General features: G+C 44.1%; 27 protein-coding genes, 1 tRNA gene and 3 pseudogenes. 18 read left to right on the plus strand and 13 right to left on the minus strand.

All coding sequences use genetic code 11. The annotated features are described in order from the left end of the window. Positions 1–2: 2 nt before the first annotated feature. From OHJ17_RS07190 to OHJ17_RS07265, 17 genes and pseudogenes are all read left to right on the plus strand, one after another. Positions 3–494, plus strand: a complete 492-nt coding sequence (locus tag OHJ17_RS07190) for a hypothetical protein (RefSeq protein WP_032433378.1) — start codon at positions 3–5, stop codon at positions 492–494. A 59-nt stretch (positions 495–553) separates the two neighbouring features. Then, a complete protein-coding gene (locus OHJ17_RS07195) occupies positions 554–757 on the plus strand; it encodes an HHA domain-containing protein (RefSeq protein WP_032433376.1) in 204 nt (67 codons plus the stop codon). Positions 758–805: 48 nt separating this feature from the next. Then, positions 806–1,059 (plus strand): annotated as a pseudogene (locus OHJ17_RS26385) (hypothetical protein). Positions 1,060–1,575: 516 nt separating this feature from the next. Then, the gene (locus tag OHJ17_RS07200; RefSeq protein ID WP_077255458.1) at positions 1,576–4,215 is read left to right on the plus strand and encodes a sigma 54-interacting transcriptional regulator; all 2,640 of its coding nucleotides are present in this window, start codon (positions 1,576–1,578) and stop codon (positions 4,213–4,215) included. A gap of 83 nt (positions 4,216–4,298) precedes the next feature. Continuing rightward, entirely contained in the window at positions 4,299–5,105 is an 807-nt protein-coding gene (locus tag OHJ17_RS07205) for a sorbitol-6-phosphate dehydrogenase subunit (RefSeq protein ID WP_032433375.1), read from the plus strand. Between the two features lie 23 nt (positions 5,106–5,128). Beyond that, positions 5,129–5,551 carry a PTS sugar transporter subunit IIA gene (locus OHJ17_RS07210; RefSeq protein WP_032433373.1) on the plus strand — a complete coding sequence of 141 codons (423 nt, stop codon included), beginning with the start codon at positions 5,129–5,131 and terminating at the stop codon, positions 5,549–5,551. Next, the gene (locus tag OHJ17_RS07215; protein ID WP_032433372.1) at positions 5,544–6,041 is read left to right on the plus strand and encodes a PTS sugar transporter subunit IIB; all 498 of its coding nucleotides are present in this window, start codon (positions 5,544–5,546) and stop codon (positions 6,039–6,041) included. Before OHJ17_RS07210 ends, OHJ17_RS07215 begins: the two co-directional genes overlap by 8 nt. 2 nt (positions 6,042–6,043) lie before the next feature. Then, positions 6,044–6,781 carry a PTS mannose/fructose/sorbose/N-acetylgalactosamine transporter subunit IIC gene (locus OHJ17_RS07220; protein WP_032433370.1) on the plus strand — a complete coding sequence of 246 codons (738 nt, stop codon included), beginning with the start codon at positions 6,044–6,046 and terminating at the stop codon, positions 6,779–6,781. Positions 6,782–6,791: 10 nt separating this feature from the next. Continuing rightward, positions 6,792–7,607, plus strand: coding sequence for a PTS system mannose/fructose/sorbose family transporter subunit IID (locus OHJ17_RS07225; protein ID WP_032433369.1), 816 nt, complete (start codon positions 6,792–6,794; stop codon positions 7,605–7,607). A gap of 12 nt (positions 7,608–7,619) precedes the next feature. Continuing rightward, positions 7,620–8,759 (plus strand): mannitol dehydrogenase family protein, encoded by a 1,140-nt coding sequence (locus tag OHJ17_RS07230; RefSeq protein ID WP_032433368.1) that lies wholly within the window; start codon positions 7,620–7,622, stop codon positions 8,757–8,759. Positions 8,760–8,787: 28 nt separating this feature from the next. After that, positions 8,788–9,450, plus strand: a complete 663-nt coding sequence (gene dhaL, locus OHJ17_RS07235) for a dihydroxyacetone kinase subunit DhaL (RefSeq protein ID WP_032433366.1) — start codon at positions 8,788–8,790, stop codon at positions 9,448–9,450. Then, positions 9,434–10,438, plus strand: coding sequence for a dihydroxyacetone kinase subunit DhaK (locus tag OHJ17_RS07240; RefSeq protein WP_032433364.1), 1,005 nt, complete (start codon positions 9,434–9,436; stop codon positions 10,436–10,438). Before dhaL ends, OHJ17_RS07240 begins: the two co-directional genes overlap by 17 nt. A 17-nt stretch (positions 10,439–10,455) precedes the next feature. Then, positions 10,456–11,088: a 3-hexulose-6-phosphate synthase gene (hxlA, locus tag OHJ17_RS07245; protein ID WP_032433362.1), complete on the plus strand. Its 633-nt coding sequence runs from the start codon at positions 10,456–10,458 to the stop codon at positions 11,086–11,088. Positions 11,089–11,097: 9 nt separating this feature from the next. Beyond that, positions 11,098–11,661, plus strand: coding sequence for a 6-phospho-3-hexuloisomerase (gene hxlB / locus OHJ17_RS07250; RefSeq protein WP_032433361.1), 564 nt, complete (start codon positions 11,098–11,100; stop codon positions 11,659–11,661). 312 nt (positions 11,662–11,973) lie between these two features. Beyond that, entirely contained in the window at positions 11,974–12,240 is a 267-nt protein-coding gene (locus tag OHJ17_RS07255; RefSeq protein WP_003026799.1) for a type II toxin-antitoxin system TacA family antitoxin, read from the plus strand. Beyond that, a complete protein-coding gene (locus tag OHJ17_RS07260; RefSeq protein ID WP_032433360.1) occupies positions 12,228–12,710 on the plus strand; it encodes a GNAT family N-acetyltransferase in 483 nt (160 codons plus the stop codon). The genes OHJ17_RS07255 and OHJ17_RS07260 overlap by 13 nt, the downstream gene beginning before the upstream one ends. A 199-nt stretch (positions 12,711–12,909) precedes the next feature. Continuing rightward, the gene (locus OHJ17_RS07265) at positions 12,910–14,313 is read left to right on the plus strand and encodes an ISNCY-like element ISKpn21 family transposase (protein WP_267303048.1); all 1,404 of its coding nucleotides are present in this window, start codon (positions 12,910–12,912) and stop codon (positions 14,311–14,313) included. Positions 14,314–14,341: 28 nt separating this feature from the next. Here OHJ17_RS07265 and OHJ17_RS07270 read toward each other — a convergent pair. From OHJ17_RS07270 to OHJ17_RS07315, 10 genes and pseudogenes are all read right to left on the minus strand, one after another. Next, positions 14,342–14,573: pseudogene (locus OHJ17_RS07270) on the minus strand (DUF6904 family protein); the annotation flags it as partial. Positions 14,574–14,835: 262 nt separating this feature from the next. After that, on the minus strand, positions 14,836–15,435 hold the full coding sequence (locus OHJ17_RS07275; protein ID WP_032432064.1) for a helix-turn-helix domain-containing protein: 600 nt from the start codon (positions 15,433–15,435) through the stop codon (positions 14,836–14,838). 212 nt (positions 15,436–15,647) lie between these two features. Continuing rightward, on the minus strand, positions 15,648–16,592 hold the full coding sequence (locus tag OHJ17_RS07280; protein ID WP_077254249.1) for a fimbrial protein: 945 nt from the start codon (positions 16,590–16,592) through the stop codon (positions 15,648–15,650). Positions 16,593–16,603: 11 nt separating this feature from the next. Then, entirely contained in the window at positions 16,604–17,182 is a 579-nt protein-coding gene (locus tag OHJ17_RS07285; protein ID WP_032432061.1) for a fimbrial protein, read from the minus strand. Between the two features lie 3 nt (positions 17,183–17,185). After that, complete coding sequence (locus OHJ17_RS07290) at positions 17,186–17,926, minus strand: fimbrial biogenesis chaperone (RefSeq protein WP_050597964.1); 741 nt, start codon at positions 17,924–17,926, stop codon at positions 17,186–17,188. An 18-nt stretch (positions 17,927–17,944) separates the two neighbouring features. Continuing rightward, positions 17,945–20,440 carry a fimbria/pilus outer membrane usher protein gene (locus OHJ17_RS07295; protein ID WP_077255459.1) on the minus strand — a complete coding sequence of 832 codons (2,496 nt, stop codon included), beginning with the start codon at positions 20,438–20,440 and terminating at the stop codon, positions 17,945–17,947. Positions 20,441–20,513: 73 nt separating this feature from the next. Beyond that, on the minus strand, positions 20,514–21,059 hold the full coding sequence (locus OHJ17_RS07300) for a fimbrial protein (protein WP_032432059.1): 546 nt from the start codon (positions 21,057–21,059) through the stop codon (positions 20,514–20,516). A gap of 698 nt (positions 21,060–21,757) precedes the next feature. Beyond that, positions 21,758–22,237, minus strand: coding sequence for a hypothetical protein (locus OHJ17_RS07305; RefSeq protein ID WP_032432058.1), 480 nt, complete (start codon positions 22,235–22,237; stop codon positions 21,758–21,760). Next, on the minus strand, positions 22,237–22,986 hold the full coding sequence (locus tag OHJ17_RS07310) for a winged helix-turn-helix domain-containing protein (protein ID WP_157668326.1): 750 nt from the start codon (positions 22,984–22,986) through the stop codon (positions 22,237–22,239). Before OHJ17_RS07310 ends, OHJ17_RS07305 begins: the two co-directional genes overlap by 1 nt. 62 nt (positions 22,987–23,048) lie before the next feature. After that, positions 23,049–24,245 (minus strand): HD-GYP domain-containing protein, encoded by a 1,197-nt coding sequence (locus OHJ17_RS07315; protein WP_032433355.1) that lies wholly within the window; start codon positions 24,243–24,245, stop codon positions 23,049–23,051. 446 nt (positions 24,246–24,691) lie between these two features. On the opposite strand from OHJ17_RS07315, the pseudogene OHJ17_RS07320 reads away from it, so the two are divergent. Then, positions 24,692–25,094: pseudogene (locus OHJ17_RS07320) on the plus strand (transposase); the annotation flags it as partial. A 105-nt stretch (positions 25,095–25,199) separates the two neighbouring features. On the opposite strand, the gene OHJ17_RS07325 reads toward OHJ17_RS07320, so the two are convergent. The 3 genes from OHJ17_RS07325 to OHJ17_RS07335 form a co-directional block, all read right to left on the minus strand. After that, complete coding sequence (locus OHJ17_RS07325; protein ID WP_032433353.1) at positions 25,200–25,502, minus strand: Arm DNA-binding domain-containing protein; 303 nt, start codon at positions 25,500–25,502, stop codon at positions 25,200–25,202. Between the two features lie 171 nt (positions 25,503–25,673). Then, positions 25,674–25,748, minus strand: a tRNA-Arg gene (locus tag OHJ17_RS07330). 89 nt (positions 25,749–25,837) lie between these two features. Next, positions 25,838–26,767, minus strand: coding sequence for a formate/nitrite transporter family protein (locus tag OHJ17_RS07335; protein ID WP_004149224.1), 930 nt, complete (start codon positions 26,765–26,767; stop codon positions 25,838–25,840). Between the last annotated feature and the right edge of the window lie 86 nt (positions 26,768–26,853).

Genomic DNA, 26,853 nt, shown 5'->3' on the forward strand with positions numbered 1-26,853 from the left:
AAATGAAAGTAACTGAACCCAGACTGAATACGCTGATCGATAACCTGAACACCCTGATCTGTGAGGACAGCCTGCTCACGCGCAAGGAGCGTGAAACGCTGGTACTGGCCGTCGCCGCCATCGGCGCCATGAAAGCGCGCGTCGGCATGAAAAAGCCCGCGATACCGGCATCGTCGAAACCGAAGGAAGAGAAACAGGCACCTGTACCTGACCCACGCTTTCCGAATGCCCGCCAGGCCTGGGTGGCTGAAGAGGAAACTTTATTACTGGATGCGCTCGATGGCGTCCCGAATGATGATATTGGTAAGCATCTTTTCTGGCTTTCCGAGAAACTGGGGAGAACGCCGTTCAGCGTCGCCTGCAAAATCGCGTCACTAAGACGTCTGACAAATGGCTGGAAAGAGCAGTTCAGGGAAGTTTCGGATAAAATTCGCTTGTCCGGCCTGAGCATCAGTGATTATCTTAAGCAGAACGGCACGGTCCATAACGCCTGAATGAAATTTGCGTTAATTATAAAATTTAAAACCCGGAACATCTCAGGATATAAAAACTAATGACGAAACAGGAATGGATTTTACGACTACGACGCTGTACATCGGAGGACACCCTGGAAAGGGTGATAGAAAAAAATAAATATTCCCTGTCGGATGATGAACTTGAGTACTTCAATGCCGCAGTGGATCACCGGCTGGCGGAAATAGCGATGGGAAAATTTTATGATAAAATACCCGCTGGCGTCTGGAAATATGTTAAATAAGGTAACCAGTATCATTCTGCTCGCAGTTATCTTACATGGAGCATAATCTTGAATATTAAATTTGATCTGATTGCATTGCTTGTAGTCGGATGCTCATTCTTCACCACTTTTTTCGTAGCCCCAGTAACAAGCACTATGGAGGTTATTATTACATGGGGTATTTCTATTGTCACCCGACCGTGGCTAGCTGTACTAATGATTGCATCACTACTGTTTTTGATGCCAAACCCTTTGGCTGGCTACTGATTATGCTTTCAGCAACCATGCTGTTCTTTATTGTCATTGGAATCATCAAACGATAAACATTTCTTAGTACATAGCATACGCGCCACACCCGGCAAAGATATAGACGGGAGTTTTTAAGTATTCATTTCATTTTTATCAAAGTTAATGTATGCGTACATTAGCTTTTCTGAATGTTAATATTTGAGTAAGACAGTGAATTTTATTATATAAATCCGTTTTCAATCTGTGTACCATACACCATTATCCATTCCGCATGAACAGTTGTAGTTATGAAGATGCTCAGACTTATAAATAAGAGAGTCATGATGATTAATATCAAAAATACAATTAACTGATTAAAAACTACTAGTAATTAACTCTCAGTAACTATCTGAAAAATATCATAGTCTACAGAAGGTTTCCTCAACGCTATGAGACTGCGATAATACCTCAGGTCCACATATGCACTGGCGTGATCCCCCATCGTAATCCTGAAACTGTGAGCGATGTTGGCTTCTGTCTGGCAGATGCTTGCTTAAGCAAGACTTTAGCAACATGTTGCTAACATGGTGAATGACACACGATGGTGCACTATGTCAGCTAAAGAAGAACTTTATCATAAACTCAATGCCACCTGGCGAACTCCTCTGAGCAGTTTTACCACGCAGGATTGTTTACGCTTTACCTCAGCCAGTCGTAGCGTTATTAGTCTGTATCTAAACCAATTATGTGAGGAAGGTTATCTGCGAAAAGAATCCTCCCGTCCGGTGCGTTTCTGGTTAACAGAACAGAATATGGTGAAACATAAAGAACAGAAGGTATCAGCGACCTTCAGCTCACTTATTGGGGCGACGGGCAGCCTGAAAACAGCAGTTGAATTATGCATTGCCGCGGTAAATTATCCGGATGGTGGCCTTCCAGTGTTAGTCACTGGTGAGAGCGGTGTAGGGAAAAGCTATCTGGCGCAACTTTTGCATCAGTATGCCTGTGATACAGGCACAGTGGCACCCGGAACAAAACTTATAGAACTTAACTGCGCTGATTATGCCAATAATCCTGAACTCCTTTCCGGAGCACTTTTCGGATACGTTAAAGGAGCATTTACCGGCGCCGACCGTAATAAAACAGGTCTGCTTGATGAAGCCGACGGCAGCTTTTTATTTCTTGATGAAGTACACCGCCTTTCGGCTGAAAACCAGGAAAAATTATTCTTGTTTATGGATAAGGGGTATTTTTACCGTCTCGGTGATAATCATCAGCCATGTAGATCCCGTGTGCGTTTTGTATTTGCCACCACGGAAAACACAAGTAATGTACTACTGAAAACATTTAGGCGTCGTATACCAGTTACCGTAATGTTGCCGTCGTGGGAGTCGCGTCCATTTACTGAGCAACTCGCGCTCATTTCGCATTTTTTTTCCAACGAAGCTAAGCGCTTTCATCAGGACATCCATGTTGATAATACCCTTATTTATCAGTTGCTTTCTACGCCGGCGCAGGGGAATATTGGCGAACTGAAGAACCATATTAAAGTCCTCTGCGCCTCCGCATGGGCGCAAAGAAAGAATCACGGAATATATATTGAGAGTGCGACTGGCAGACATAATGAAAAAGACAGAGTGACTTTCTACGCCGATAATGAGGAGCAGGGTACACCATTACTTGCCTCGTACTTCTCGGGGCAGGGCGACAATCTGCTGGAAAACTTTTGCCGCACTGCAAATGTACAATTGTTTATTCGAAAACTCGAAGAACCGTCAGGCAAGTACCAGACCAGTCGCTTTTATCAGGGAACGCTATGGCAGTTAACAATAGAAACATTAGCAGAATTTTATGAACTGACAGGAGTATCTGTCGACCCGATAATGGAGAAAGCTGTATTTCATTGCCTGCAGTTGTCATTAAATGAGCCGGTTGCGATGGATAGAGTCAATTATCTAAACGAGATAACAGCATATTCTCCGTTGCGAGCACGTTTACTGGCACAGGAATGTGTTACGCTTTTCGCTTATCATTTCCCGCCCACGCAAATAACATTGATGGAGCCGTTGCTCACAGCCATATTCTACCATCAGGTCGAACCTGAGCCATTGATTCAGGGAATTATAGTCGCCCACGGTAGCACCACAGCCTCCAGCATTGCTGGCACCGCCAATAAACTGCTTGAAGGTTTTTATCTAAAAGCGTTTGATATGCCCTTGTCGGTTAATACCAAGGGCATTATCGATCGCCTTAAAAAGTGGATTACTTGTCTCGAACGGCAAAACGGAATGATAATCATGGTTGATATGGGATCATTACAGGATATCTACAGCGAGATAAAACTCCACATACAGGGTGATCTGTTGGTAATGAATAATGTTAGCACGGCAATGGCCCTGAATATTGCAGAAAAAATTCAGAAAAACTTACCTATGAAGGAAATTATTGACGGAGTTAAAGGGGCGTGGGAAGTTGAAGCGCGATATTATTCCGGAATTGTTGAGGGTAATAAAATTATAATTTCCTGCATCTCAGGTGAGGGGGTTGCCCGGCAACTCCAGGAAATTATCCGTCGTAACATTATCGATGAGGCTATTGATGTTGTCACGATGGAGTATGATGACCTGAAATGGAAAATTGCAAAAGCTGACAGTGCTTTGTATGGTACACGATTGCTTATCACTACGACTGAAATGGACGCCGGATATATTCCTCAAATAAACACACGAAAACTTATCAGTGAAAAACCTGAACTACTATGGAAGAACTACTTTTCCCAGATTATGCCTGTTCAGGCTATGCAAAAAATGGTAGATGAGATTGTTATTCTATTCACACTGGAGGGCATAGCCAGCCATCTATCCTTTCTTAATCCACGAATTATTATCGATGAGGTCGAGAATGTTGTGAAGTTTTTCGAGTTAGCATACGGCATTCATTTCGAAAGTTATCTTCGCATAAATCTGTTTATGCATCTGTCGGCAATGATCGAACGATTGCTGACACACGAGGGGCTATCGCACCGTGATGAGTTTGAGCTTACGCAACATCAGCAGTCATTTATGGCACTGATCCCAGGGGCATTTCGCTCCCTGATAAATAAATATCGATTTACCCTGACCACAACTGAAGCCTTAATGATTTATGAATTGATTGAACCATGGACTAGCCTCTCTCCGGTTCAATCTGAAGTGTTGAAAATAAGTAATAACAGTGTGCAAGCACAAATAAACTCTACACACAAATTATAACCTATTGATTTTTAACATAAATAAAAACTGGCACGCTATTTGTATTAACCAATAGAGAATCATAAACCGGAGCAATAACACAAATGGCGTCAACACAGTGGATCTCTCTCAATAGAAAAACCATTATTGTCACGGGTGGTAGCTCCGGGATTGGAGAAAAGATAGCGCAGGGTCTTATGCAGAATAATGCGCAGGTCGTAGTTGCAGACCTTCAGATTCCTGCACAGGAGCAGAGAATTGACGGCGTCGACTATCAACTGTGTGACATTACCGATCGCGATGCCGTTCGTGGTCTTATGCAGGGAGTGATACAGCGATATGGTCGTATTGACGGCCTGGTTAATAATGCCGCTGTAAACCGTGCTCGTCTGCTGGTTGATTTTTACGGCAAGGCACCCGGGTATGAGCTTAGCGATGAAGATTTTGAATTTATGGTTTCGATAAATCAAAAAGGTACATTTATCTGCTCGCAAGAAAGCGCACGACAGATGATCCGACAAAAAGCAGGAGTCATTATCAATATTCTTTCCGAGGCGGGTATCGAAGGCTCAAGAGGGCAAAGTTGTTATGCTGCCACCAAAGCGGCAGTTCAGGGTTTTACTCTTTCATGGGCGAAAGAGTTAGGCGCTTTTGGCATAAGAGTAGTCGGCGTTGCACCAGGCATTAACGAACCAACGCCGATGGGAAATATGGAGCATCGAAAAGCACTGGCTTATACACGTGGCATGGCCGAGAAGGATATCGTTGAAGATTACAGACAAAAAATTCCATTAGGCCGTCCGGGACGGTTGACGGAAATCGCGGATCTGGTGATATGGCTGGCTTCGGACAAAGCCAGCTATATTACTGGCACGACGATAAACATTACCGGAGGTAAATCTCGCGGTTAACTTCATTTTTTCAGGATTACTTTATGGAACATAAACTAATGCCACCCTGGCTTGTGGTCATATCTCATGGCAATTTTTGTAAAGAACTGGTAAATAGCTGTGAAATGATTTTAGGTAAAATACAGAACATATATAGCTTTTCGCTGGAACCTGGCATGGCACCTGAACAGTTGCTGGAGAATGTATCCGAACTGCTCACTCATGCACCAGAAAATGTTGTTATTTTTACAGACATTTACGCAGGTACACCATCAAATGTATCTGCGATCTTTGCAAAACAAAAAGGATATCAGGTTATTTGTGGAATGAATCTGCCAATGCTTATTGAAGCCGAAATGCAGCGTCATGACGTCCCATTTGAGGAGCTTATCGAAAAAATCATAATGGCGGGAAATGATAGTATCAAAAACATCACATCGATAACCAATGGTAGAGATTATGAATAATATTAAACTCGTAAGAATAGACTTTCGTTTAATTCACGGCCAGGTCATTACAAAATGGAGAAATATCATCTCGGCTACCGAAATTGTTATCGTAGATGATAAGTTATCGAAAGACAGTTTTCTCGCTGACATCTATGTAATGGCAGCGCCGCCAGGCGTGAGAGTTAACGTTCTTTCTGAGGAAGCATTCATTTCTGGGGTGCGAGCGGGCCAGTACGATAATGGTAAAGATAATGTACTGCTGCTGTTCAAATCGATTGGTAATCTGCGCCACCTGATTGAACAGGACGTGAATTTACCAACGGTACAAATCGGTGGCCTGGGTGGAGGCGTGAATCGCCGCAGCGTGGTAAATGGGATATCCATCGATGATCAGGATTTGCAGGATCTTAAGTTTATTCAAGAGAGGGGGACTGAAGTATATTTCCAGGTTACCCCGGAAGAAGTCAGGTTAACGCTCGACAAAGCAATTTCCCGGCTGGAGGGATGATCATGGTAGAAATCGCAATTTTTACTGGATTCTGGTACTGGATTTGTAAAACGGATATTGGCTACGCGGTAACACATGCATTACGCCAGCCCTTATTCTCATCTGTTCTTATTGGTTTAATAATGGGTGATATAACACAGGCGGTAATAATTGGTTCAGCGATCCAAATTCTCTATATAGGCCTGGTTGCAGCAGGCTCTAATTTACCGGCAGATGACTGCCTGGCAGGGCTTATCGCAATTCCGCTTGCGTTGAATACTGGTTTATCGCCAACGCTGGCCATTGCTATCGCCGTACCTATCGGTGTGATGGGGGTTTTCCTCGATCAATTCAGAAAAACGATTAACGCTATATTTGTGCATATGGCAGATAAGTATGCTGAGGAGGGTAATGTCAGTCAAATTAAACTTTGCGCTGTCGTGTGGCCGACGGTACTAGGTTTCTTTATCCGATTTCCTGTACCGTTTCTTGCCAATATGTACGGTAAGGACAGTATCAATTCCTTCCTGAACAGTGTTCCGGAGTGGCTGATTCACGGATTTAGCGTGGCTGGAGGGTTGCTTCCGGCGCTCGGCTTTGCCCTCACTATTTTTGTTATCGGCAAAAAAGAGCTACTGCCTTGGTTTTTTATCGGTTATTTCCTCGTGCAGTTTAGCGGCATTCCAGTTTTCGGTGCGGCTATTTTCGGTCTTAGCGCTGTGCTGCTTATCTCGTACTACCAGAACAAAAAAGAAGCGTAAGGGGCTGATAATGGAAACAAAACTGATTACTGAAAAAGATGTTAAAAACAGCTGGCTCTACTACTACATTGTTGCGGAAATGGGCATTTCCTATGAACGTTTACAAGCGCTGGGATTTACTACAGCACTGCTGCCAATATTACAAAAGCTGTACCCGGATCAGGAGGATTTAAAACAGGCTATAAAACGTCACCTGGTCTTTTATAACACCGAGGCAGTATACGGCGCACCGATTAACGGCATTGTTATTGCAATGGAAGAGCAAAAGGCACGTGGCGCAGATATTGATGACGACACCATAACTGGTATTAAAACAGGCTTAATGGGGCCGATGGCCGGGATCGGTGATTCTATAGACTGGGCGACGCTGAAACCGATTATTTTTGGTCTGGCGGTTACACTTTCAACTAATGGTAGTGTGCTGGGGGCTTTTTTCCTTCTCCTCCTGCCTTTGATTCAGATTATCGTAGGCCGCAAGCTAGCGGCCTACGGGTACCGGGCAGGACAAGCCTCAATTCGGGAAATATTGCATTCTGGCCATATCCGCACATTAATTACCGGGGCAAGTACGCTCGGTCTGTTTATGATGGGAGCGTTGTCTTCGACGTATGTTCGGTTAAGTACTCCACTTGAAATAAATTTTGGTTCTGAAAATAAACCGTTTGTTCTTCAGCAGGTCATAGACAATATCGTTCCGGGTATTTTACCACTGCTCGCTGTTTTCGGTATTTACTGGTGGTTGCTGAAACGAAATCAAAACTTCACGGTTATTATGCTGGTAATTATTACCGTTTCCATTGCCGGAGCTTTTCTTGGCATATTTTAATGGAGAGTAAATATGCAGGCTTTACATTTTGGTGCCGGGAGTATTGGTCGTGGATTTATCGGTGACCTGCTCAAAGAGTCCGGTTACGACCTAACCTTTGTTGATACTAACATCAAACTTAATGAACAAATGCAACAGCAGGGGGGCTATGACATTTATACAATTGAAAAAGGATATCAACTAAAATTCATACCTATTAAGCTGGCTCTTTCTCCCGTGACACAGCGGGACGAGGTGATTCGCCAGTGCATAACAGCCGATATTATTACTACTGCAGTTTGGGCGGATAACCTTGGTAAAATCGCACCGCTGTTGCTCGCCGGATTGCAGGCGAGACAGCGGGCAGGTAAACCAAAAATTAACGTCATCGTATGTGAGAACGCGCTGTTTAACGGCCATATACTCCGCCAAGAATTACTTAATCTTGGGGAAAAAGAAGTGGATTCACTGGCTTCCTTCCCAAATACCGCTGTCGACCGGATGGTGCTTTCCGCGGAACGTAATGGCAAAAATGTTATTGATGTGGGGGAGGATTTTGAACTGGTTATTGAGCGCCAGGCACTGACCAACCCTGAAAGCAAACCAATTTTAGGGGCAACTTACACAGATAACTTGCAAAAATATCTGGAGCGTAAGCTTTATATTATAAATGGAGGACATGCCTGGGCTGGGTATGTAGGGCATCTTAAAGGTTATGACACGATGCCTCAGATATTCTCTGATAGTCTTCTGGTAGATGAAATTAAAGAAAGTATGCGCGAAACGGCAAGATTGTTGCATGTTAAATATGGTTTCCCTATGGATTCTCTGGAAAAGTATATCCAGTTTGTGGTTAATCGATTCTGTACTCCAGGGGTCGTTGATACAGTAAAGCGTGTTTGTCGCTCCCCTGTACGTAAGCTCGCGCCCGGCGATCGCCTGACTGGTCCTTGCGAACAATGCGAAGCAGCTGGCTTACCGACAGATTATTTAGTTAAAGGAATCGCTGCTGCTTTGCACTACTACGACCCGGCAGATGAACAAAGTAATGAATTAAGAAATTATATTAAAATGCACAATATCTCCCAGGCCATTACGCATTTTACGGGCATCAAAGAAAATACGCGCATCCATGATGAAATAGTGTTTAATTACGCCTCAATGATGAATTGAATTCCAAATTAAACACAAGGGGTTAAATATGTCTTTTTTAAATAAAGATGGAATAACTATTGCCATAAAAATGGTGGAGATTATTCAAAATAACAAGGCCTGGCTCAGCGAAATAGATGGTGCAGCTGGCGATGGAGATCACGGGATCAATATGAGCAAGGGGTTCACTTTTGCACAAAATAAATTTGACCCCACTATGAATATGAGCAAAGCCTTCCAGGTTATCAGTCAGGTCCTCCTGGAGGAGATTGGTGGATCAATGGGGCCGTTATACGGTACCTGGCTCCATTCTCTTGGCTATGAATCGGCCAGTCATGAGGTCATTGATGCATCTGTGCTGAACTCCATGTTCACCGTTGCCCTTGCGGAACTGCAGAAACTTACCTCAGCAACGCCTGGCGATAAAACCATGCTGGATGCCCTGGTCCCGGCGACGCAGGCTTTAAACGCAGCACTGGCGGAAGGTCAAGGCTGCGTGGCCAGCCTGATAAAAATGAAGCAGGGTGCAGAAAATGGATTTAACTCCACCCGGAAGATGTATCCGCGTATGGGGCGGGCCAGCCGTCTCGGTGAGCGCAGCCTGGGTCATCCTGATGCCGGGGCTGGCTCCTGCATGTTGTTGTTATGTGCCTTTGCGGATACAGCGATTTCACTGATAAATAAGGAGGCTAATGATGCAACGGCTCATTAACAATCCCGATAAAGTTGTTGACGACATGCTGAACGGTTTTTTGCGGGTGCACGAAAGTCACGTGGCGTTAAGCATGGCTAACCCACGAGTGATTTTTAGTAAACGTAGCCTGGAAGAACCCGAGCGTGTTGGCCTCGTCAGCGGTGGTGGCAGCGGGCATGAACCGGCCTTTCTTGGCTATCTGGGTAAAGGTCTGCTTGATGCTGTCGCGGTAGGTGAAGTGTTTTCCTCACCGGGACCTACAGCTTTTCTGGAAGCGATTCGCGTAGCTGATCGCGGTAACGGTGTCGCCTGCCTTTTTGGAAACTATGCAGGTGATTCCATGAACGTACAGATGGCACTGCGGCTGGCAGAAGATGAAGGGCGACATGTTGCCATTGTTAAAGCACGTGACGACATTGCCTCTGCACCGAAAAATGCCGCGGACAAACGACATGGTATTGCTGGCGGTGTTCTGATGTGGAAGACCGCTGGGGCGGTTGCTGCAGGTGGAGGGACACTCGAAGAGGTGATCGCCGTCGCTGAACAAACAGCACAGCACACCCGTAGTGTATGCGTCGGCCTGGCACCCTGCACAATTCCGGCAGTGGGAAAGCCGAACTTTATCATCGATGCCGGCACCTATGAGTTCGGCATTGGTCACCATGGTGAGGCAGGGCAATTTGTCGCGCCCCTGGATAACGCTCATAAAATTGCTGAATCCATGGTTGCTGCACTACTGGATGATTTCGACCTTAAAACGGGATCTGAATTTGCCGTAATGCTCTCCGGACTTGGTGCCACACCGCTAATGGAACAGTACCTGATGGCAGCACCAGTAATCGAGGCGTTACAACGACAGGGACATACTGTCTGGCACACTTATGTTGGCGATTACGTTACTTCCCTCGATATGAATGGTCTTTGCCTCACACTTCTACAGCTCGATGAAAATCTGAAATCCCATCTTTCATCTCCGGCCTCTGCGTTGGGCCTGGCATCTTTATAACAGATAAGGAACAGAACATGAAACTACAACTGGCACTGGATGAACTACCGTTAGACGAAGCCCTGGCCCTTACGGAAAAGTTGCGTCAATACGTGGATATCATCGAAATAGGCACACCGTTCGTGATTGCGGAAGGCATGAATGCAGTACGCATTTTCCGCCAGCATTTTCCGGAAAAGGAGATCCTTTCAGATGAGAAAATTATGGATGGTGGCTATTTCGAAAGTAAACTCGCTTTTGATGCTGGAGCAAATTATGTTACCGCGCTTGGCGTCACGGACATACTGACCGTGAAGGCCTGTCTACGCGCTTCGGAAGAGGCGGGGCGTGATCTTGTTATTGATATGATTTGCGTTGATGACCTACCCACACGTATCCGCGAGCTGGAAGCTGCAGGCGTAAAACATCTCGCCGTGCATACCGGGGCCGATCAACAGGCGGCAGGACGTCAGCCGATTGAAGATTTGAAGGTAATGAAACAGCATGTAAGCCACTCGCGTATTTCCGTGGCTGGGGGGATTAACAGCAATACCATCGGGCAGTACGTTGCTCTTAATCCAGATGTGATTATCGTCGGCTCTGCCATCACGCGGGCAAAGGACCCGATTGAAGAAGCTCGTTTAATCAAAACCGCCATGCAGGGCCTCTAAGGATATTATATGTCACATTGTCAAAATCTACAGGCCATTCTGGCTGAACTGATGGCGGATGCTCAACAAATTGACGGAGAGGAAGTCAATGCGCTTGGCGAAGCGATTATGCAAGCCAAACGTGTCTTCGTAGCGGGGGCCGGGCGTTCCGGTTTTGCAGCAAGGGCATTCGCAAATCGACTTATGCACCTGGGTTTTAGTACCTGGTTTGTGGGCGAACCGACCACCCCATCCATTCAGCCGGGGGATTTGCTGATCATAGGATCCGGCTCAGGTGAAACAGCCAGCCTGGTCACAATGGCACAGAAAGCGCATAAGCAGGGAGCGAAGATTGCCACGCTCACAATCTATCCGGAGCATACTATTGGCAACATAGCCGAAACGATCATTCGCATTCCTGGTATCACCGCGAAAAGCGAACATGCCACATCCAAGGCCGAAACTATCCAGCCGACTGGTTCCTCTTTTGAACAGCTTAGCTGGCTTATTTACGACAGCGTAGTGATCGCGTTGAAGGAAAAAACGGCGCAGACTGATGCACAGATGTTCAGTCGACACGCCAACCTTGAATAAATCAACTCTATTTTACGGTCTTGTTGAATCTCCTGATCTTTTATTGGGTCAGGGGATTTAATAAAAAATTTTTATTTTATCATTCCGCTCATTTTCACATAACAGCTAAAGCAAGAAGCCCTATAATCGGCTCTGGTTTCTTGCTGCGTGAACATGCCGTATATCGCACTTAGTGGTTACACTATGATTATATGCAATAGAATCAATGGTTTAACATAAAACGCATTTTCGGCACTTTGAGGTGCATAGCATTTGCTACACGTTCGTGTTGTGTTATTCTTGTATATCAATTGCTATACAAAAGAGGTATGTATGAAATCAGATGTTCAACTCAACCTAAGAGCTAAAGAGTCTCAGAGAGCACTCATCGATGCCGCTGCAGAGATCCTTCATAAATCGCGAACCGACTTTATCTTGGAGATGGCCTGCAAGGCTGCGGAGAATGTGATCCTTGATCGCCGTGTTTTCAATTTTAACGACGAACAGTATGCAGAGTTCATCGATATGCTCGATGCACCAGTCGAGGATGAGCCCGCCATTAATAAACTACTGGCAAGGAAACCTCAGTGGGACGTGTAACCGCGCCCGAGCCGTTATCCAGCTCTCATCAGCTGGCTGAGTTCGTCAGTGGAGAGACAGTCCTTGATGAATGGCTAAAGCACAGAGGTTTAAAAAATCAAGCTCTTGGCGCTGCCCGAACGTTCGTTGTTTGCAAGACGGGGACGAAGCAAGTAGCTGGTTTTTACTCTCTGGCCACCGGTAGCGTTAACCATACGGAAACTACAGGCAGACTTCGGCGTAACATGCCAGATCCTATACCGGTGATTATACTCGCTCGCCTGGCGGTAGATGTCTCATTGCACGGAAAAGGGGTTGGCGCCGATTTACTTCACGATGCCGTTCTACGCTGTTATCGCGTAGCCGAGAATATTGGCGTCCGTGCGATAATGGTTCACGCGCTTACTGAAGAAGCTAAAGGCTTCTATACTCACCATGGATTTACGGCATCGCAAACTCATGAGCGGACTCTGTTCCTTAAACTTCCATGACTGGTTACTGGAATGGGGAAGTGACTGATAGCGACGTAAAATATTGATTATTATATCATTTATTTCAGTATTTAACATAATCTTTGTTGTGCGTACTAATTGTGTAATGGCTCAATAGTAATGTCCGCCTGTGGCTCAATTCAGATGTCCGCGCTATGGTAAGCTTCACTGGTCCGTTTAAACTACCGGGAGGCATATCATGAGCGCAGAAAGCTCAGGAGTGTTTACTTTGAAAGAGATCAACCGGATCAAGATTATACAGGACGTCATTGAACGTCGCATCACAACGCGCCGTGCGGCCGAGCACCTCGGTATCAGCGACAGGCAATGCCGCAGACTTCTTGCCCGTTACCGTGAAGGCGGACCGCTTGGTATGGCCAGCAGACGATGTGGCATGCGTGGTAACCGCCAGTTGCCACCCGGGCTCGCAGATCAGGCTCTGGAACTGATCAAGACGCGTTATGCTGATTTCGGTCCGACTCTGGCGCGTGAAAAGCTCGAAGAACTCCACGGACTGTTTCTTGGCAAAGAAACTGTCCGGCGCATCATGGTGCGGGCTGGCTTATGGGTTCCCCGTAAACAACGTGCCGCAAGGATCCCTCAACCACGGTACCGGCGTCCGTGTACTGGTGAGCTGATACAAATAGATGGCTGTGATCACGACTGGTTTGAAGGCCGTGGCCCGGCCTGCACCGCGCTGGTCTATGTTGATGATGCAACCAGCAAACTGATGGAACTGTTGTTTGTTAAATCGGAGTCCACGTTTTCTTACTTCGAAGCCACGCGGCGCTATATCGATAAGCATGGTAAACCGCTGGCACTGTACAGCGATAAAGCCGGTGTTTTTCGTGTTAACAATAAACACGCCACAGGCGGAGACGGGCATACTCAGTTTGGGCGAGCCATGCATGAACTGAACATCCAGACTATCTGTGCAGAAACCAGTCCCGCCAAAGGGCGTGTAGAACGAGCTCACCTCACTTTACAGGATCGTCTGGTCAAAGAGCTGCGGTTACAGGGCATTTGTTCAATGGAGGCTGCAAATGACTTCGCTGAGGCCTATATGGCTGACTATAACCGCCGTTTTGGCAAAGTACCGCGACATGATTTTGACGTACACCGTGCTGTAGAACATGATGAGGACCTGGGGCTTATTTTCACTGTTCGTGAAAAACGTAAAGTCTCAAAATCGTTGACGATACAATATGATAAAATGTTGTACCTGATTGAAGACAGCGAACTGAGTCGCCGTGCAATAGGTAAATATATCGATGTGTATCACTATCCTGATGGCAGAAAAGAGCTGCGCCTGAACGGTACGCTACTTCCCTACTCTACCTACGACCGACTGTCAGAAATCGACCAGGGCGCGATTGTCGATAACAAGCGTCTTGGCCGAACCCACAGGTTTATCAGTCTGGTGCAGAGCAAGCGGGATAACACGCGCTCTCAGTCAATTCCCGCTGGAGATGGCCCTTCCCGACGACGGCCAAAGCAGGAAGGGAAGAAATCCCAGCGCTCACTGGATAATGATGACATGCTCGAAGCACTCAAACAGCTTCAGTCACGTTCAGAGGACATTTTTGGTAAAAGAGCCCGCTGATGGTACTCACTGGCCGGACAGTGGTTGCTCACCAGTTGATATTGTCCGGCCAGACCCATGATGTATTATTCATTTCGTTGCTTTTCACGGGCATACTTACCCCATAATGAATGAAAAGAACGAACAATACTGATTAACTGCTTTTTTCTTTGCTCCGGAGATAGGCTGATAAAATAGCAGCACCTGCTGTCAATATTATCCTCAATGAAATTAAAATCAGAGTCTGATGCATATTTTACTGTTAGCATAATATCATTCGAATTGTGTAGAGGCTCAATGCTAATGTCTATTTGGGGGCTGCGATGTTTTCCTGGACTGTTATGGGGTAATGCCAGGATAAACCGAAGCAGGTAAACATAGTGGAAAAGAAGTGAAGGAAGAAGACGTGCAACCTCTCGTCTGAGCTGATACAGCTGACTGTGTCGTATGAACCTGGCACCATCGGCTTTAATAAATGCTGCCAGGCATAAGGACGGGTGGTTAATGTAAGACGATACAAGGGGAGTCATACCCAAACGTAACTTAGTGAATGAGTATCCATTTTATTTTTTTAACACCAAGCTTCTTCATAATATTACGCTGATGGGAGTAAATCGTTTTAATTGCAGTGTTGAGCATTCTGGATATATCGGGGACAGTATTACCTTTCAGTGTGTATGCTAATACATATGCTTCGATATCACTCATCCGCTTTGATGAGGGATAATCATTATAACGGTCAGCCGCCATAAAGCAGCTTAGTTCATAGGGAAGAGAGACTCTGTCTTGTTTACCGTATATCACATACCCGCCGGCTAAGCGGGTGAATAAAGAAAGATAATGGTTGTAAATCTCAGAAAACAGAAGAGTGGGTATCCTGGCTTTTTCCACCTGCCGGTATAGTATAATAATCTCAGCAAGCTGGGAGGCGGTTAAGGCTCCTGTTAATACTATCGCAACAGAAAATAATTTTTTGTTTAATGATAGTTTATTGATATCCTGGAGTTGTATGTAGCGAACAGCATAAAAATCAGGGGCGATTAACGATTCCAATCCTGTCAGGATGAAAGGGTTATTGCTGGCAATAATCAACTCTTTTTTATTATTGACAGATGCAATTTTATCAAGGAACTTGCTTCTCATAACAACCTGAAAAAAATAATTAAATAATATTATCCAATATGGTATTCATGGATAAGTACCCGGAAAACAAAATGCGATATAAATTGAATATCGAAAACAGGCACAGGTAAAATTTTTTTACAATGTGTGTCTATCTTCATCTTGGTGAATTATTGCGTATTGTTCTTTAAATGCAGGGCGAATTTTGACAGTGATAATTCACCCTGTATAATTTACTTATAGTTTACCGTAAATATGATATCTGATTCAAACTCGCCTGTTTTTGCTTCACCGTTACTGACAAGAACAGCCTGGTAAGTTTTTGTCTGACTTTTCGAAGTTGTCAGATCAACAAAGTCCGTAAGGTCGTTAAAGACTAGATAATTACCAGTATCAGGATCGTATATTTTCAGCAATGCACCATTGCCCAGGTCAACGCTATCGTTGTTAACGACAGTACCAGTCGGTGTAAAAAGTGCATCAAGCGAAAAAGGCGCATCACAGGTACGCGAAACTGCAAGTGAAAAGTCCTTTCTGGTAATAACAGAGCCCGTGCTGTTCCAGGGTTTTAGCTCACCAAAATCGACATCGGTAACTTCGGGAATATTTGCACTGCATTCAAGAGCAACAAAATTGGTTAACCCTGTAAGCGTATAACGATAGTTAAGCCCGGCATTGTTATTAATGCCACCAACACCATCGAGTTGGAAAACTGCTATTTCATCAGTATCAAAAACAATGCTGCTGGATAAGTTAGCCGTTTTTTTGATATAAATTTGATAGCTCATTGTTAGGGTTTTAGCATACTTGCTCCCTTTTTCGCTTTTGGTAAAGTATAAACTTGTTTGCGTTTTGTCACTATTGGTTCCTAAGTCAACGCCATCATATATAATACCAAACGCAACCCCTTCAGGCATTGCCGCGCTGCCACTGACTTCCGGGTATGTATAAATATATACATACTCATCAGTTTTAGATGTTGTTGACCAACAAACAAAATTGTTAGTTAATACTTCTGAACGCCATACGATAGTGCCATCAGGTACGTCATTGGGGATTTTTACGCTACCAATATTAACCAGTTCGCTGGTACTTCCCGATATGGAATCTTTATGACACTCCAGTGCCAGCGTAGACGTACTGAAAAAAATCATTATTAACAATATAAAATATTTCACGACATCACCAGTTAATAATACTTTAAATGAAAAGTTAATGTTCCCGTTAAAGGCCCGCGGTAATGATCCACTCCCTCACCACGAACAACCTGAGTGCTGAGACGGATGTGATTTCCTCCTTTATCTGTTCGAATCACATGACTGTGTATATCGGGTAAGATCTGATTACTGTCATCATCCAGTATTTTCAGTCCCATATGACTCTCACGTGGGTGTAACATAAACACGGTAGGATCATCAGGAAGCGTTTCGCCATCAAGGGTGATTGTCATCAGCGTACCACCACTCCAGGTCGTCTTCAGTTCATTGGTATCATCAAAGGCATTATTATCACGGCGCTCACAGTTTGTAAGGTGAATGACAAGAGAATTCGGGACTTCATGAAATATTTCACGCGAATTTGATTCTCCAATCATGATGAGTTGTTCATCTGAGTCAAAATCGAGCGTGCAACCGGCTTCCTGTACTATACCCTGGAAATTTATGTTTCCTTTGAAACCCTGATATTCAAGGTCGCTGGCCGCGTGCGCCAGATGCGTTCCGACAAACAGAAGCATCATCAGTGTCAGTCTGCATCTGCCGTAGTTCATATCTTATCCCTCATTACTTTTTTCAAATTTGCAAATATTATTCTCACAGCGATATAACATTGATATCACACCACCGAAATCATTAATGTAAGAAATTGATATGCGTTGCCCGAGACGTAGTCCTGCGACAGAGATGTTCCGATCAGAGTGCGGGGCAACCATCTCACCATCCACCTCTTTAATTTTATTTCCCTGACTATCTTTAACTGCCAGAGCGGTAAAGTAGTAAGGAGTTGGATTCGTTATTGTGAGTTGGTTACCGACAGTCTGAAGGGTAATTTTTTGCTCCGGATTAACGTGGCTGCTACGTTGTATGGACTGTGGGCGATAGAAGAGTTTTATTCGACTCTGAATCGCAACTTGCATAACATTTTTTTTCTCGCTTTTTGGCGGCACTTCTCTCGTATTAAAATAGAAAAGCGACTCACGATCGGTGGGCAGGCTTTCAGCTTTTACACCTTTAACGATCCGAACCTGACTTTTATCGCCTGCTTCAATGCGTTGCAGAGGGGGCAGGGCGATCAGCATCTCATCCGCTTTCTTCCCTTTGTCATCTTCAACCCATGATTGTGCAAGATACGGCAGTGTTTTACTTTCATTAGTCAATGTTATGGCGGTGGATTTATCGGCCGCATTATAAACAAGCCGGGTTCGATCCAGGTTTACAGCTGCCAGTCCTGTAGCCGATATAAAAAGCAGACCTGATGTCAACAATAAAGGTGTTTTTTTTGCAATAGTATTCATTATTTCATCTTTCATTAATTACTGGCACGGCAATAGTAATGTTGTTAATGCTGTACCGGTGAGTTTTGGGAAGTGAATGTTACAGATTTTTCCATTACCCAGATCCACGATGGCGGTTGCATTATCGTCGATACCTGATAAATAGGCCTGTCCACCAGGGCCAACAATACCGAGTTCTCTGCCACTGACAGTATCTGTCACCGGCGAACCAAATCCAGGAGCCGTTCCATCTGCGAGCGTAATCGTCGCCATCACACGGTATCCTTTATTTACCGGAAGAGATTTATAGCCAATCGCCCCTTCCGTCAGGGTACTCTGGAAGATGGATTTTTCCATCTCGACATTTTCCGGAAGTCTGCGAATATCGACGGCATAACTATTACTTTCAAAGCTGCTGCCACCTGGTATTACAGCAATCCCGAAACGGTTTGTTTTTGCATTGCCACCATTGAAGGGCACATCTGACACTCCATGAGCTGAAACCAGCATTCTCGGCGTTTCGCCTCCAAGACTTTCGCTGAAGGCAGCACCATAAGGTGTAATGGTGACAGAGCCGTTCCAGTCTGCGCTGACTGAACGATAGGCACGATTTTTTTGGCTGGCATTCACATTAAACGCACCGCTCTGTGTACGCTGGCGATAACTACCTCGAACGAGAGCGCTACCTGAACTGATGTCTGTATCCCGACCTCCTGCTGAGAGACGATAGGAACGATCACGCTCACTGGAGTTATAGTAGGAAACGGTATGTGAGCGATTGCCTTCACCATATTGGCTGTCATAACTGATTTGTTGACCCGTACCAATTGGCATGCTTATACCAAAGTAAATCTGTCTGTCATCTGATTCCCGGTAACGTGTTTTAGACACGGACAACGTGCCTGTGATGTTGCGGAAATCAAAGGCGTTAAAGTTTCTTGTCATGGAAAGTGACATACTGTTGGAACTATCCCCGTACCAGTAATTACGATGGGTATATGACAGATAGGTATTCACGTCCACCCATGGAATATGTTGATTACCCATGACGGTATAGGTTTCGCGATCTCGCTGATAAAGTTTGTTAATTTTCAGATAGTCAAGATAATCACTCATGGACAGGTAATTACTGTCTGAAAACCGATAGCCCATAAAAGAGATTTGACTACCGGTACTGGCAAACTGACGAGCATAATTAACGCGATAGCTGTATCCGGATTTTGTATTCTGCTGTTCAAGCTTGCTCTGCGCCCGAGTGACATCCATAGAAAGAGCACCGAGCAAGTGTAAATCCTGCCCGATACCTGCAGTCGCAGCCTGGTAGTTTTGATTCGTTGCTATAAAACCGCCATAGAGAGAGGTGTTATTAAATGCGCCCCACGAAATCTCACCACTCATAAATTCAGGACCAATATAGCGGTTGCCCGTGTTGTAAACTGGTTTACCAGAAAATAACTTATAGCGCATAGAACCTTGTCGTGTCAGGAAAGGAATGCTCGCTGTATTGACCTGGAAATATTGTACGCTCCCGTCCTCCTCCTCGACGGCTACATCCAGAAGACCCTGTACTGCCTGATTTAAATCGCTAATGACAAAAGGTCCCGGTGGTACATTCGTTTCATAGAGAGTGCGGCCTTTCTGTGTGATCTTTACACGAGCATTGGTTTTAGCGATACCGCTAACCTGTGGTGCATAACCGCGGAGGGCGGGTGGCAGCATGCGTTCATCACTCTGAACAGATAAACCGTTATATCGAAACGAATCGTACAGACTTGAATTTAGATAGACTTGCCCCGCCTGTAATTTCAGACCTTGTTCATTGAAGGAACGATACAGGTAGAGCTGTGTCCAGTCAAAGTTGGTATCACGCAGGTTGCCTCTTTTATAGTTTGAGTACTGGTAATTACCACGTATACGCCACGGCCCAACATTTACTCCGGCGGTACCATAGCTGGAATAATCTTGTGTATTATCGCTGTGTTTATAATTAATTTTGCTCGCAGCAATGTCATAATCAAGCATAAACCCTGGAATACCATTGTCCCAGCGTGAAGGAGGTGTCCAGTTACTGTCACTATATTGTAAAAATGCCTGAGGTACAGAAACATTCAATGCGGACCTGGATAGGTTAGTTGTCGTGGTAACCGAATCAATGTCTTCTACATATATGCACCCATTATGCGATATTATGTTGTTTAAATGTTCAGGTTTAATGGCCATGGTATCAACCAACTCAACAGGGAGGCATGGTCTCGCATTTTCGTTTCCGTCTACGGAAACGAAAATGATATCAACGTCATCATGTAAGAGGTTGTTATTCAGTGAAACTGATAATCGATACTTACCAGGAGCGATATAACCAGCTCGTTCGAATTTTTTAAGGTTGACTTTGTCGTTATCATCCATATTAAGAATGCCAGTGGCAAACTCTATGGCTCTGGCTGGTTGAGATGCTGTAGACAGAGCCGCAATAATTAAACTGATTTTAACAGGCGAATATCTGAAGTTCAGTAAGGATATGTTATCAGGCATCATGCGCTACTTTATATTCAAAAATAGAGATAAAAGGCATCATGTTTAAAATATGATGTCTTCGAGATTTAATATATTATTTGTAGTTCAGTTTGAAAGTTGCATCAGAACGAATATCACCGGCAGTGACAGTATTACCATTTGCTTCAACATAAGCCTGATAAATAATGGTCGCACCGTTACCTAATGGATATTCAGTTTCAGAACCCAGTTCAATAGCTTTACCATCTTGGTCCAAGAGACGAACACCAACACCCTGAGCGCTGGAATCGTTTGCCAGCAGTGCAGCAACGGTTGCATCCGGAGTACCGGAGAAAGTTACGCCAACTTTAGAATAAGTGGTGGTCTCGTCACCTTCTACTGAAGTCAGAGTACAATCAACCAGTTTGATTTCGCCGGTTGCAGGACGGGAATGTGAACCCGCAGTTTTTAGGGAGCTTAATGCCACAGAACCGAGCTCTACAGTCTGCTCAATACTTTCCGGAGCAATTGAACATGGCGCATCAATAACAGTACCAGTGAAATGAATAGTACCACTGCCACCGTTAACATCTGCGAATGCAGCAGACGAGGCAGTCATGATGAAAGCCAGAGACATTACTTTTAAGGACATGTTTTTCATTTAAATACTCGTTATTTTTAAACTCGAATCCCTTTACGGGATCCGTTCATGGTTTCATCCCCGAGCACCACATAAGCCCAGAGTTCGTATATGTGCCTGACGGCATACATTATTGACAGAAGGTGCTGTCGAACCTGTTGCCCAACACGCACCGTTGCCGCGATTAATAACACCATGTAATAGTGATTTAACGAAGCGAAATGTTGTTTAATTGAAATATCTAGTTAATTATTCTTTTTGGGTGTGTGTTTTTAACTTTTTTGATCACCTGGTGGTGTTGTTTTAAGTGATTTGGAGATGTAGTGATTACGCGCAGTCGCTTGAATGTAAATATTTGATCTTGTTTTTAGCGGTGTTTTTAAAAAAAATGCTGTAAGGCTGCTGAAATGAGGTGATAAGAGGCTGTCAGGTATTGAGAACTTGCTGAAAATCAATCAAGACTGACTACCTGACAAGTTGTAAATTGATCTTCTTTCTGGTTTTTTGTTCAGAATGGTTAGAGCAGAAGGTAAAAGAAGAAGATAAAGTGGAATATATGAACAGCCCCTGCTTTTGAAAGCGGGGGACACACAAACTAAAAAAGGTTCTGATCCACACACCGCCCTGGAGAAGCGCTGGTGAACATGAGTGAGCAACGTACAGCGAAGAAGAGTAAAAAAAGACACTACTATGTAATGTCTTTTGTGTGTTATTGAGGACTAACTCTTTTGTACGCAGTTCAGAAGAGGGGAGACAATAGTACCCAGCGTTAGCAAGTTTTCATTACTTCTGGATATGAAAAGGGATGGTTTGTCAGCAATGTTAAGCTCTGAATAAATAACAGGAACAAAACTGTCAGGAACAGTATCATGGCCCATCTTTTGGATGTTGGCTATTTTCACACTATATCTATTCGATTCCTCATGTTTATACTCAAATTTGATATAGCGTGAAAAATCATACTTTTCAAGTTTATTCCCTGTTGTGCCACTAAGATAAAAATACCCATTTCTGGACTTCTCAAAATCAAATATAATTGTTCCATTAAATAAAAAGTCCTTTCCATGGGAATTGTCAGTAAAATGTACAGTTGACTCGCAGGTGAGATTAAGATACTTTTCACTCTGTAAAATGTATAATCTTATACAGTTGGCTACCAGTAAGAAAAGAATTAACCCAAGGACTAATTTAATTTTCATTATTGTTTCCATTTGTAATGGTAAAAGTTATTACAGTGAGTTATTTTATTTTCACGTAATGGGCAAAATGATAGGAAAACTATTCCATCTTCATTCTGGTAAATACTTTTTTGTAAGCTGACAAATATGGCTGCGTGATATTTTGAACATTGTTCAAGTAATTTCGGTGCTATTTCAGAAATAGCTTTCGTTATTATTTCATTAACATTTTCAGGCATGTTAGCCCAAGCCTGAATCTGGCATTTATCAATCGCATAGAGTTTTTTTGCAGTTTTATATCTTGGATTATCATCAGAATATATAGAAAATATGATGTTTGAAATTAAAGCGATAATAATTGTAAGAAGTAAAAACTTCGTGGATAAAGACGTTTTTTTTATTGCTTTAGTGCTTATTTCATTTGCTAAAATTTTATTTTCTTCTAATTGCAATATTTCGATATCCTGGGAGATTATAAAGCCAACTTTTGGTATAGATACAATGATATCTTCAATATCTGTTAATGATGTTAATGTTTTCCTTAAAATGCTTATATATTGATTTAATGAACCATTAGAGCTGACTAAACCATGAGATTCCCAGACTTGCTCAAGCAGGTGTTCGCGCTCAACCACATGACCATGAGATTCAATTAATAAAGTTAGTATTCTGTTAGCAGTTTTAGTGATTTTTTTCTCTTCATTATTAATATGTCCGGAGCAAGCCAGGCTCCCGGTTTCAGAATCATATATCACTTTACTGGCGATCATGTATTTCATCTGGTTTAATTCTTTTGCTGATGATTTTTTTATGCCTCATTAAGATAACGAGGTTATACGTTGTTGATGATAGAATATGCACTTTTGATATTTGATTTGAGAACATCAAAGACCACTTTTTCGAGCCGGTTATTTTGCACTTCTTCATCAATAATGTCCAGAATTCTTTCTGGTTTCATTCCTTTACGATAGGGCCTGTCTTCTGCCATAGCAGTAAAAACATCAGCGATAGCCAGTATTTTGCTCGGTAAATCAAGTTTGTATGCCACCAGTCCCCTGGGGTATCCGCTGCCATCAAGTCGTTCATGATGATTTGCTGCCCAGTGTTTAATGTTTCGCAGAGGCTCTATTTGAGAAAGCATCTCATCTGTCTTGTAACTGTGTATTCGCATTAGACTATATTCAGACGCAGTCAGTCTGCCTTTTTTTTCCAGTATGTGAATAGGTATATATAATTTACCAATATCATGAAGGTAACCAGCGATCTGAATTTGCTTTTGTGATTCCAACGGGAGTTCCATTTTCTCCGCAATGAAACGCGATATTTTTGCAACTTTAATGCTATGAGACATAGTAAAGTTACTATAGGTGTCGATTATTTTTGCAATTAGCTGACAAACTTCCAGCAGATCGTCAGTTGAGATTATGTTTTTTTTGACTGGACTGATGTCTTCAAGCGTCTGTTCCAGTTGTGTAGAGGCAAGGCGATACCATAAAATATCGTGTTTTATAACTTTATATAAAGCTGTAATCAGTTCAGGCGGGAACTGATTATTTTCTTCAATGAAATCATCAATTTTTATATCTTCATAAGATATATTATTATCAAGCTGGGACTGTGTGAACAGCTCAAAAGCATCTGCCATATGCAAAATATGACATTCCAAAGGGTATTTTTCTGGATTGTTTGCAACCCATGATATATGATGTTGTCCGATAATAGTTAGCGCTGGCTCAAAAATAGATATTTCATTCAGCATCATCACACCATTCGCTTCATGCTCAGTAATATATTCACTCTCAACGATATCCCTGGATGCTGTGACCGACCATTTTTTATCAATAAAGCCTATATCGTGTATATTGGATGCAATGTAAATGTTTTCTATTTCATTTTTATGAAGGTTAAGCTCCTTTGCAATAATTAATGATATATATGCAGTGCGTTGCATATGCATAGCTAAATCAGGAAAAATTGATTTAATGATAATATTTATAAGGCTTAGTGTATTTTGTGTGGATATTTGCATATAATTAAACTCCCGTAAGATAGGTATTTGAATATACTTGCCGGCGTGGACTGGAAGTCGTCTCTATTAGACATAACGAAACCCACGTATTACTCTTCAGAACGGTACTTTCTTTATGGGTGAGTTGGTATATTAAACTATAATATGCGAGAATAGTAAATTATTATGCTGTTAAATTTGTATTTACAGATATAAAATATAGTGATTTGATTTTTTTCAGCTTTTTTTATGTGTGGAAGTTTTCATGAATTGATGTTTTTAATGCTTTCACCTCGATAAAAAATTTAAATCAGGACATCTTTTGGTTTCCGTGTACTTCGCTTTGTTCAGGGCCGCATTGTTATGAGATGAATCGCCGCGGGTTTATAGACACCGCAGTGTCATTTATGGACTGCCCCCACTTCGGTAGACGATCCTGCACTATAGTTTGCATATGGGAGGAGCGTATGGGCACACCACAATTTACACCTGAATTTAAGGAAGAAGCCGTCCGCCAGACAACGAAACACGGTTATTCTGTTGCCGAAGTATCTAACCGTCTGGGCGTTTCCGCACATAGTCTCTATTAGTGGTTACGGGTTATTTAACCCGATAACAGCGAACAGCATGCCCGGGATTTACTGAAAGCCAAAGCGAGTTCCTGAAACTACGGGCGCTGCTAAAACGCGCCGAAGAAGAACGGGATATGCTGAAAAAGACCGCGCGGTGCTTTGCAAGGGAGTCCGACTGAAGTACCGCTTTATCAATGAACACCGCACTGTATGGGGTGTGATGGCGATGTGATGGGTACTGAATGTCGCCCGGGCCGGGTTCTGTGCGTGGCTGCACAACCCGGGCCCGGCGTCACAGTCATCCCGGTGGTATCAGTCCGGAGGCCTTAGAACAGGCCTCGTCGTGAGGACAGCATTTGTCTACTGTCGTGGGGCAGTCCAGTTTCATTCAAGATCTATTGCTTCAAATGCATTGGTATCCGAGAATTTTTTGGCTAACTGCGTGGCCTTTATTGACCTCTCCGGGATCCTTATCATTCGCCAATACCTTTTTTGCCTCATCCAGTTTAGTGCGAGCTTCAGCAAGTGAGATGTCCGGGTAGGTTCCGAATGAGAGCTTATTCTCTTTCCCGGCAAATCGATATTTCATGCGCCAGTACTTTGAACCGTTAGTATTGACCATGAGATAGAGCCCTTCGCCATCAGCGAGCTGATAGGCCTTGTCTCTGGGTTTTGCAGTCTCGGCCCGACGTGTATTTAAGGTCATTTTTGGGGACTTTTTTGTTGAACAGGATAAGCCCGCACTAAGACCCCAAACGTTAATTGATTCACGTTGAAATGGGGAGACATCTGTTGACGTCGCATAGCCAGGATAGGGGGTTTTCACTGATTATAAGGGGGTTTTATTGAGTTCGGTAGATGGCAGGAGAGGTATGTATGGTGTCCCCTGCAGGAATCGAACCTGCAACTAGCCCTTAGGAGGGGCTCGTTATATCCATTTAACTAAGGGGACAAGGCGGCACGAGTATAGCGTTTTTTGCCCGCCTGAGTAAGAGCCATACCGTCTGACTGCTTAAACCCTCGCCACTCAGGGCGCTTTTTTTATGCCCGGTCGGCCTTTTTCCCTTTCTCCGCCGCCTGGGCGCGGGCTTCCGCTTTTCGCTTGCTGCTCATATCGTTACGGATCTGCGCATGGCTCAGCAGTGCGAAGATGAAGGTCCCGCCACAGATATTTCCCGCCAGGGTCGGCAGGGCGAACGGCCAGATAAAGTCGCTCCAGGGCAGATTTCCATTAAACACCAGATAAAGGATCTCGACCGAGCCCACCACAATATGGGTGGTATCCGCCAGGGCGATAAGCCAGGTCATGAGAATAATCACCACGATTTTGGCGGCGCCGGCGACAGGAAACATCCAGACCATGGTGGCGACCAGCCAGCCGGAAATAATCGCATTGGCGAACATCTCTGTCGGACTGTTTTTCATTACGTCTTCGGCGATGCTGACAAAGGCCTGACGGGTTGGCTCATCAAAAATAGGCATATAATTGAAGGCCCATGCGGCCACCGCGGTACCGATGAGATTGCCCGCCAGCACCACCGACCATAGCCGCATCAGCAAACCGACGTTACCGAGGGTGGGATTATGCATCACCGGCAGAACGGCGGTGACCGTATTTTCAGTGAACAGCTGCTGGCGGGCCATAATTACGATAATAAAGCCGAAGGTGTAGCCGAGGTTTTCCAGCAAAAAACCGCCCGGGATCCCCTCCAGTTTGACGTGAAAAATTCCCTTCGCCAGCAGGGAGGCCCCCATCGACAGGCCGGCCGCAATCGCTGACCATAGCAGGGCCAGCGCATCGCGCTCCATCTCTTTTTCCCCTTCCTGGCGAATATGTTCATGGATCGCCATCGCCCGCGAGGGAAGGCGATCTTCATTTACTTCGATCTCTTCACCACGCTGATTTTCCTCACTTTCCACTTCTCTTTCGTCATCCTCTGCCTTTAATTTGTTATTGTCTAGTTCATCCATTTCGTGGCCCTCGCTATCAATCTGTATAGTTATAGCGTAGCGGCTTTCCCTGCCGTCTGGCTGGGCATACTCTGAAATCGCAAAAA

The organism is Klebsiella sp. KP20-425-1 (assembly GCF_025813515.1).
In the GTDB taxonomy this organism is placed as follows: domain Bacteria; phylum Pseudomonadota; class Gammaproteobacteria; order Enterobacterales; family Enterobacteriaceae; genus Klebsiella; species Klebsiella pneumoniae.

What these genes read in the sequence shown, in the direction of transcription:
- OHJ17_RS07190 (WP_032433378.1), top strand. Translation starts at nt 3, where the DNA reads ATGAAAGTAACTGAACCCAGACTGAATACGCTGATCGATAACCTGAAC.
- OHJ17_RS07195 (WP_032433376.1), top strand. Translation starts at nt 554, where the DNA reads ATGACGAAACAGGAATGGATTTTACGACTACGACGCTGTACATCGGAG.
- OHJ17_RS07200 (WP_077255458.1), top strand. Translation starts at nt 1,576, where the DNA reads ATGTCAGCTAAAGAAGAACTTTATCATAAACTCAATGCCACCTGGCGA.
- OHJ17_RS07205 (WP_032433375.1), top strand. Translation starts at nt 4,299, where the DNA reads ATGGCGTCAACACAGTGGATCTCTCTCAATAGAAAAACCATTATTGTC.
- OHJ17_RS07210 (WP_032433373.1), top strand. Translation starts at nt 5,129, where the DNA reads ATGGAACATAAACTAATGCCACCCTGGCTTGTGGTCATATCTCATGGC.
- OHJ17_RS07215 (WP_032433372.1), top strand. Translation starts at nt 5,544, where the DNA reads ATGAATAATATTAAACTCGTAAGAATAGACTTTCGTTTAATTCACGGC.
- OHJ17_RS07220 (WP_032433370.1), top strand. Translation starts at nt 6,044, where the DNA reads ATGGTAGAAATCGCAATTTTTACTGGATTCTGGTACTGGATTTGTAAA.
- OHJ17_RS07225 (WP_032433369.1), top strand. Translation starts at nt 6,792, where the DNA reads ATGGAAACAAAACTGATTACTGAAAAAGATGTTAAAAACAGCTGGCTC.
- OHJ17_RS07230 (WP_032433368.1), top strand. Translation starts at nt 7,620, where the DNA reads ATGCAGGCTTTACATTTTGGTGCCGGGAGTATTGGTCGTGGATTTATC.
- dhaL (WP_032433366.1), top strand. Translation starts at nt 8,788, where the DNA reads ATGTCTTTTTTAAATAAAGATGGAATAACTATTGCCATAAAAATGGTG.
- OHJ17_RS07240 (WP_032433364.1), top strand. Translation starts at nt 9,434, where the DNA reads ATGCAACGGCTCATTAACAATCCCGATAAAGTTGTTGACGACATGCTG.
- hxlA (WP_032433362.1), top strand. Translation starts at nt 10,456, where the DNA reads ATGAAACTACAACTGGCACTGGATGAACTACCGTTAGACGAAGCCCTG.
- hxlB (WP_032433361.1), top strand. Translation starts at nt 11,098, where the DNA reads ATGTCACATTGTCAAAATCTACAGGCCATTCTGGCTGAACTGATGGCG.
- OHJ17_RS07255 (WP_003026799.1), top strand. Translation starts at nt 11,974, where the DNA reads ATGAAATCAGATGTTCAACTCAACCTAAGAGCTAAAGAGTCTCAGAGA.
- OHJ17_RS07265 (WP_267303048.1), top strand. Translation starts at nt 12,910, where the DNA reads ATGAGCGCAGAAAGCTCAGGAGTGTTTACTTTGAAAGAGATCAACCGG.
- OHJ17_RS07275 (WP_032432064.1), bottom strand. Translation starts at nt 15,435, where the DNA reads ATGAGAAGCAAGTTCCTTGATAAAATTGCATCTGTCAATAATAAAAAA.
- OHJ17_RS07285 (WP_032432061.1), bottom strand. Translation starts at nt 17,182, where the DNA reads ATGAACTACGGCAGATGCAGACTGACACTGATGATGCTTCTGTTTGTC.
- OHJ17_RS07290 (WP_050597964.1), bottom strand. Translation starts at nt 17,926, where the DNA reads ATGAATACTATTGCAAAAAAAACACCTTTATTGTTGACATCAGGTCTG.
- OHJ17_RS07295 (WP_077255459.1), bottom strand. Translation starts at nt 20,440, where the DNA reads ATGATGCCTGATAACATATCCTTACTGAACTTCAGATATTCGCCTGTT.
- OHJ17_RS07300 (WP_032432059.1), bottom strand. Translation starts at nt 21,059, where the DNA reads ATGAAAAACATGTCCTTAAAAGTAATGTCTCTGGCTTTCATCATGACT.
- OHJ17_RS07305 (WP_032432058.1), bottom strand. Translation starts at nt 22,237, where the DNA reads ATGAAAATTAAATTAGTCCTTGGGTTAATTCTTTTCTTACTGGTAGCC.
- OHJ17_RS07310 (WP_157668326.1), bottom strand. Translation starts at nt 22,986, where the DNA reads ATGATCGCCAGTAAAGTGATATATGATTCTGAAACCGGGAGCCTGGCT.
- OHJ17_RS07315 (WP_032433355.1), bottom strand. Translation starts at nt 24,245, where the DNA reads ATGCAAATATCCACACAAAATACACTAAGCCTTATAAATATTATCATT.
- OHJ17_RS07325 (WP_032433353.1), bottom strand. Translation starts at nt 25,502, where the DNA reads ATGACCTTAAATACACGTCGGGCCGAGACTGCAAAACCCAGAGACAAG.
- OHJ17_RS07335 (WP_004149224.1), bottom strand. Translation starts at nt 26,767, where the DNA reads ATGGATGAACTAGACAATAACAAATTAAAGGCAGAGGATGACGAAAGA.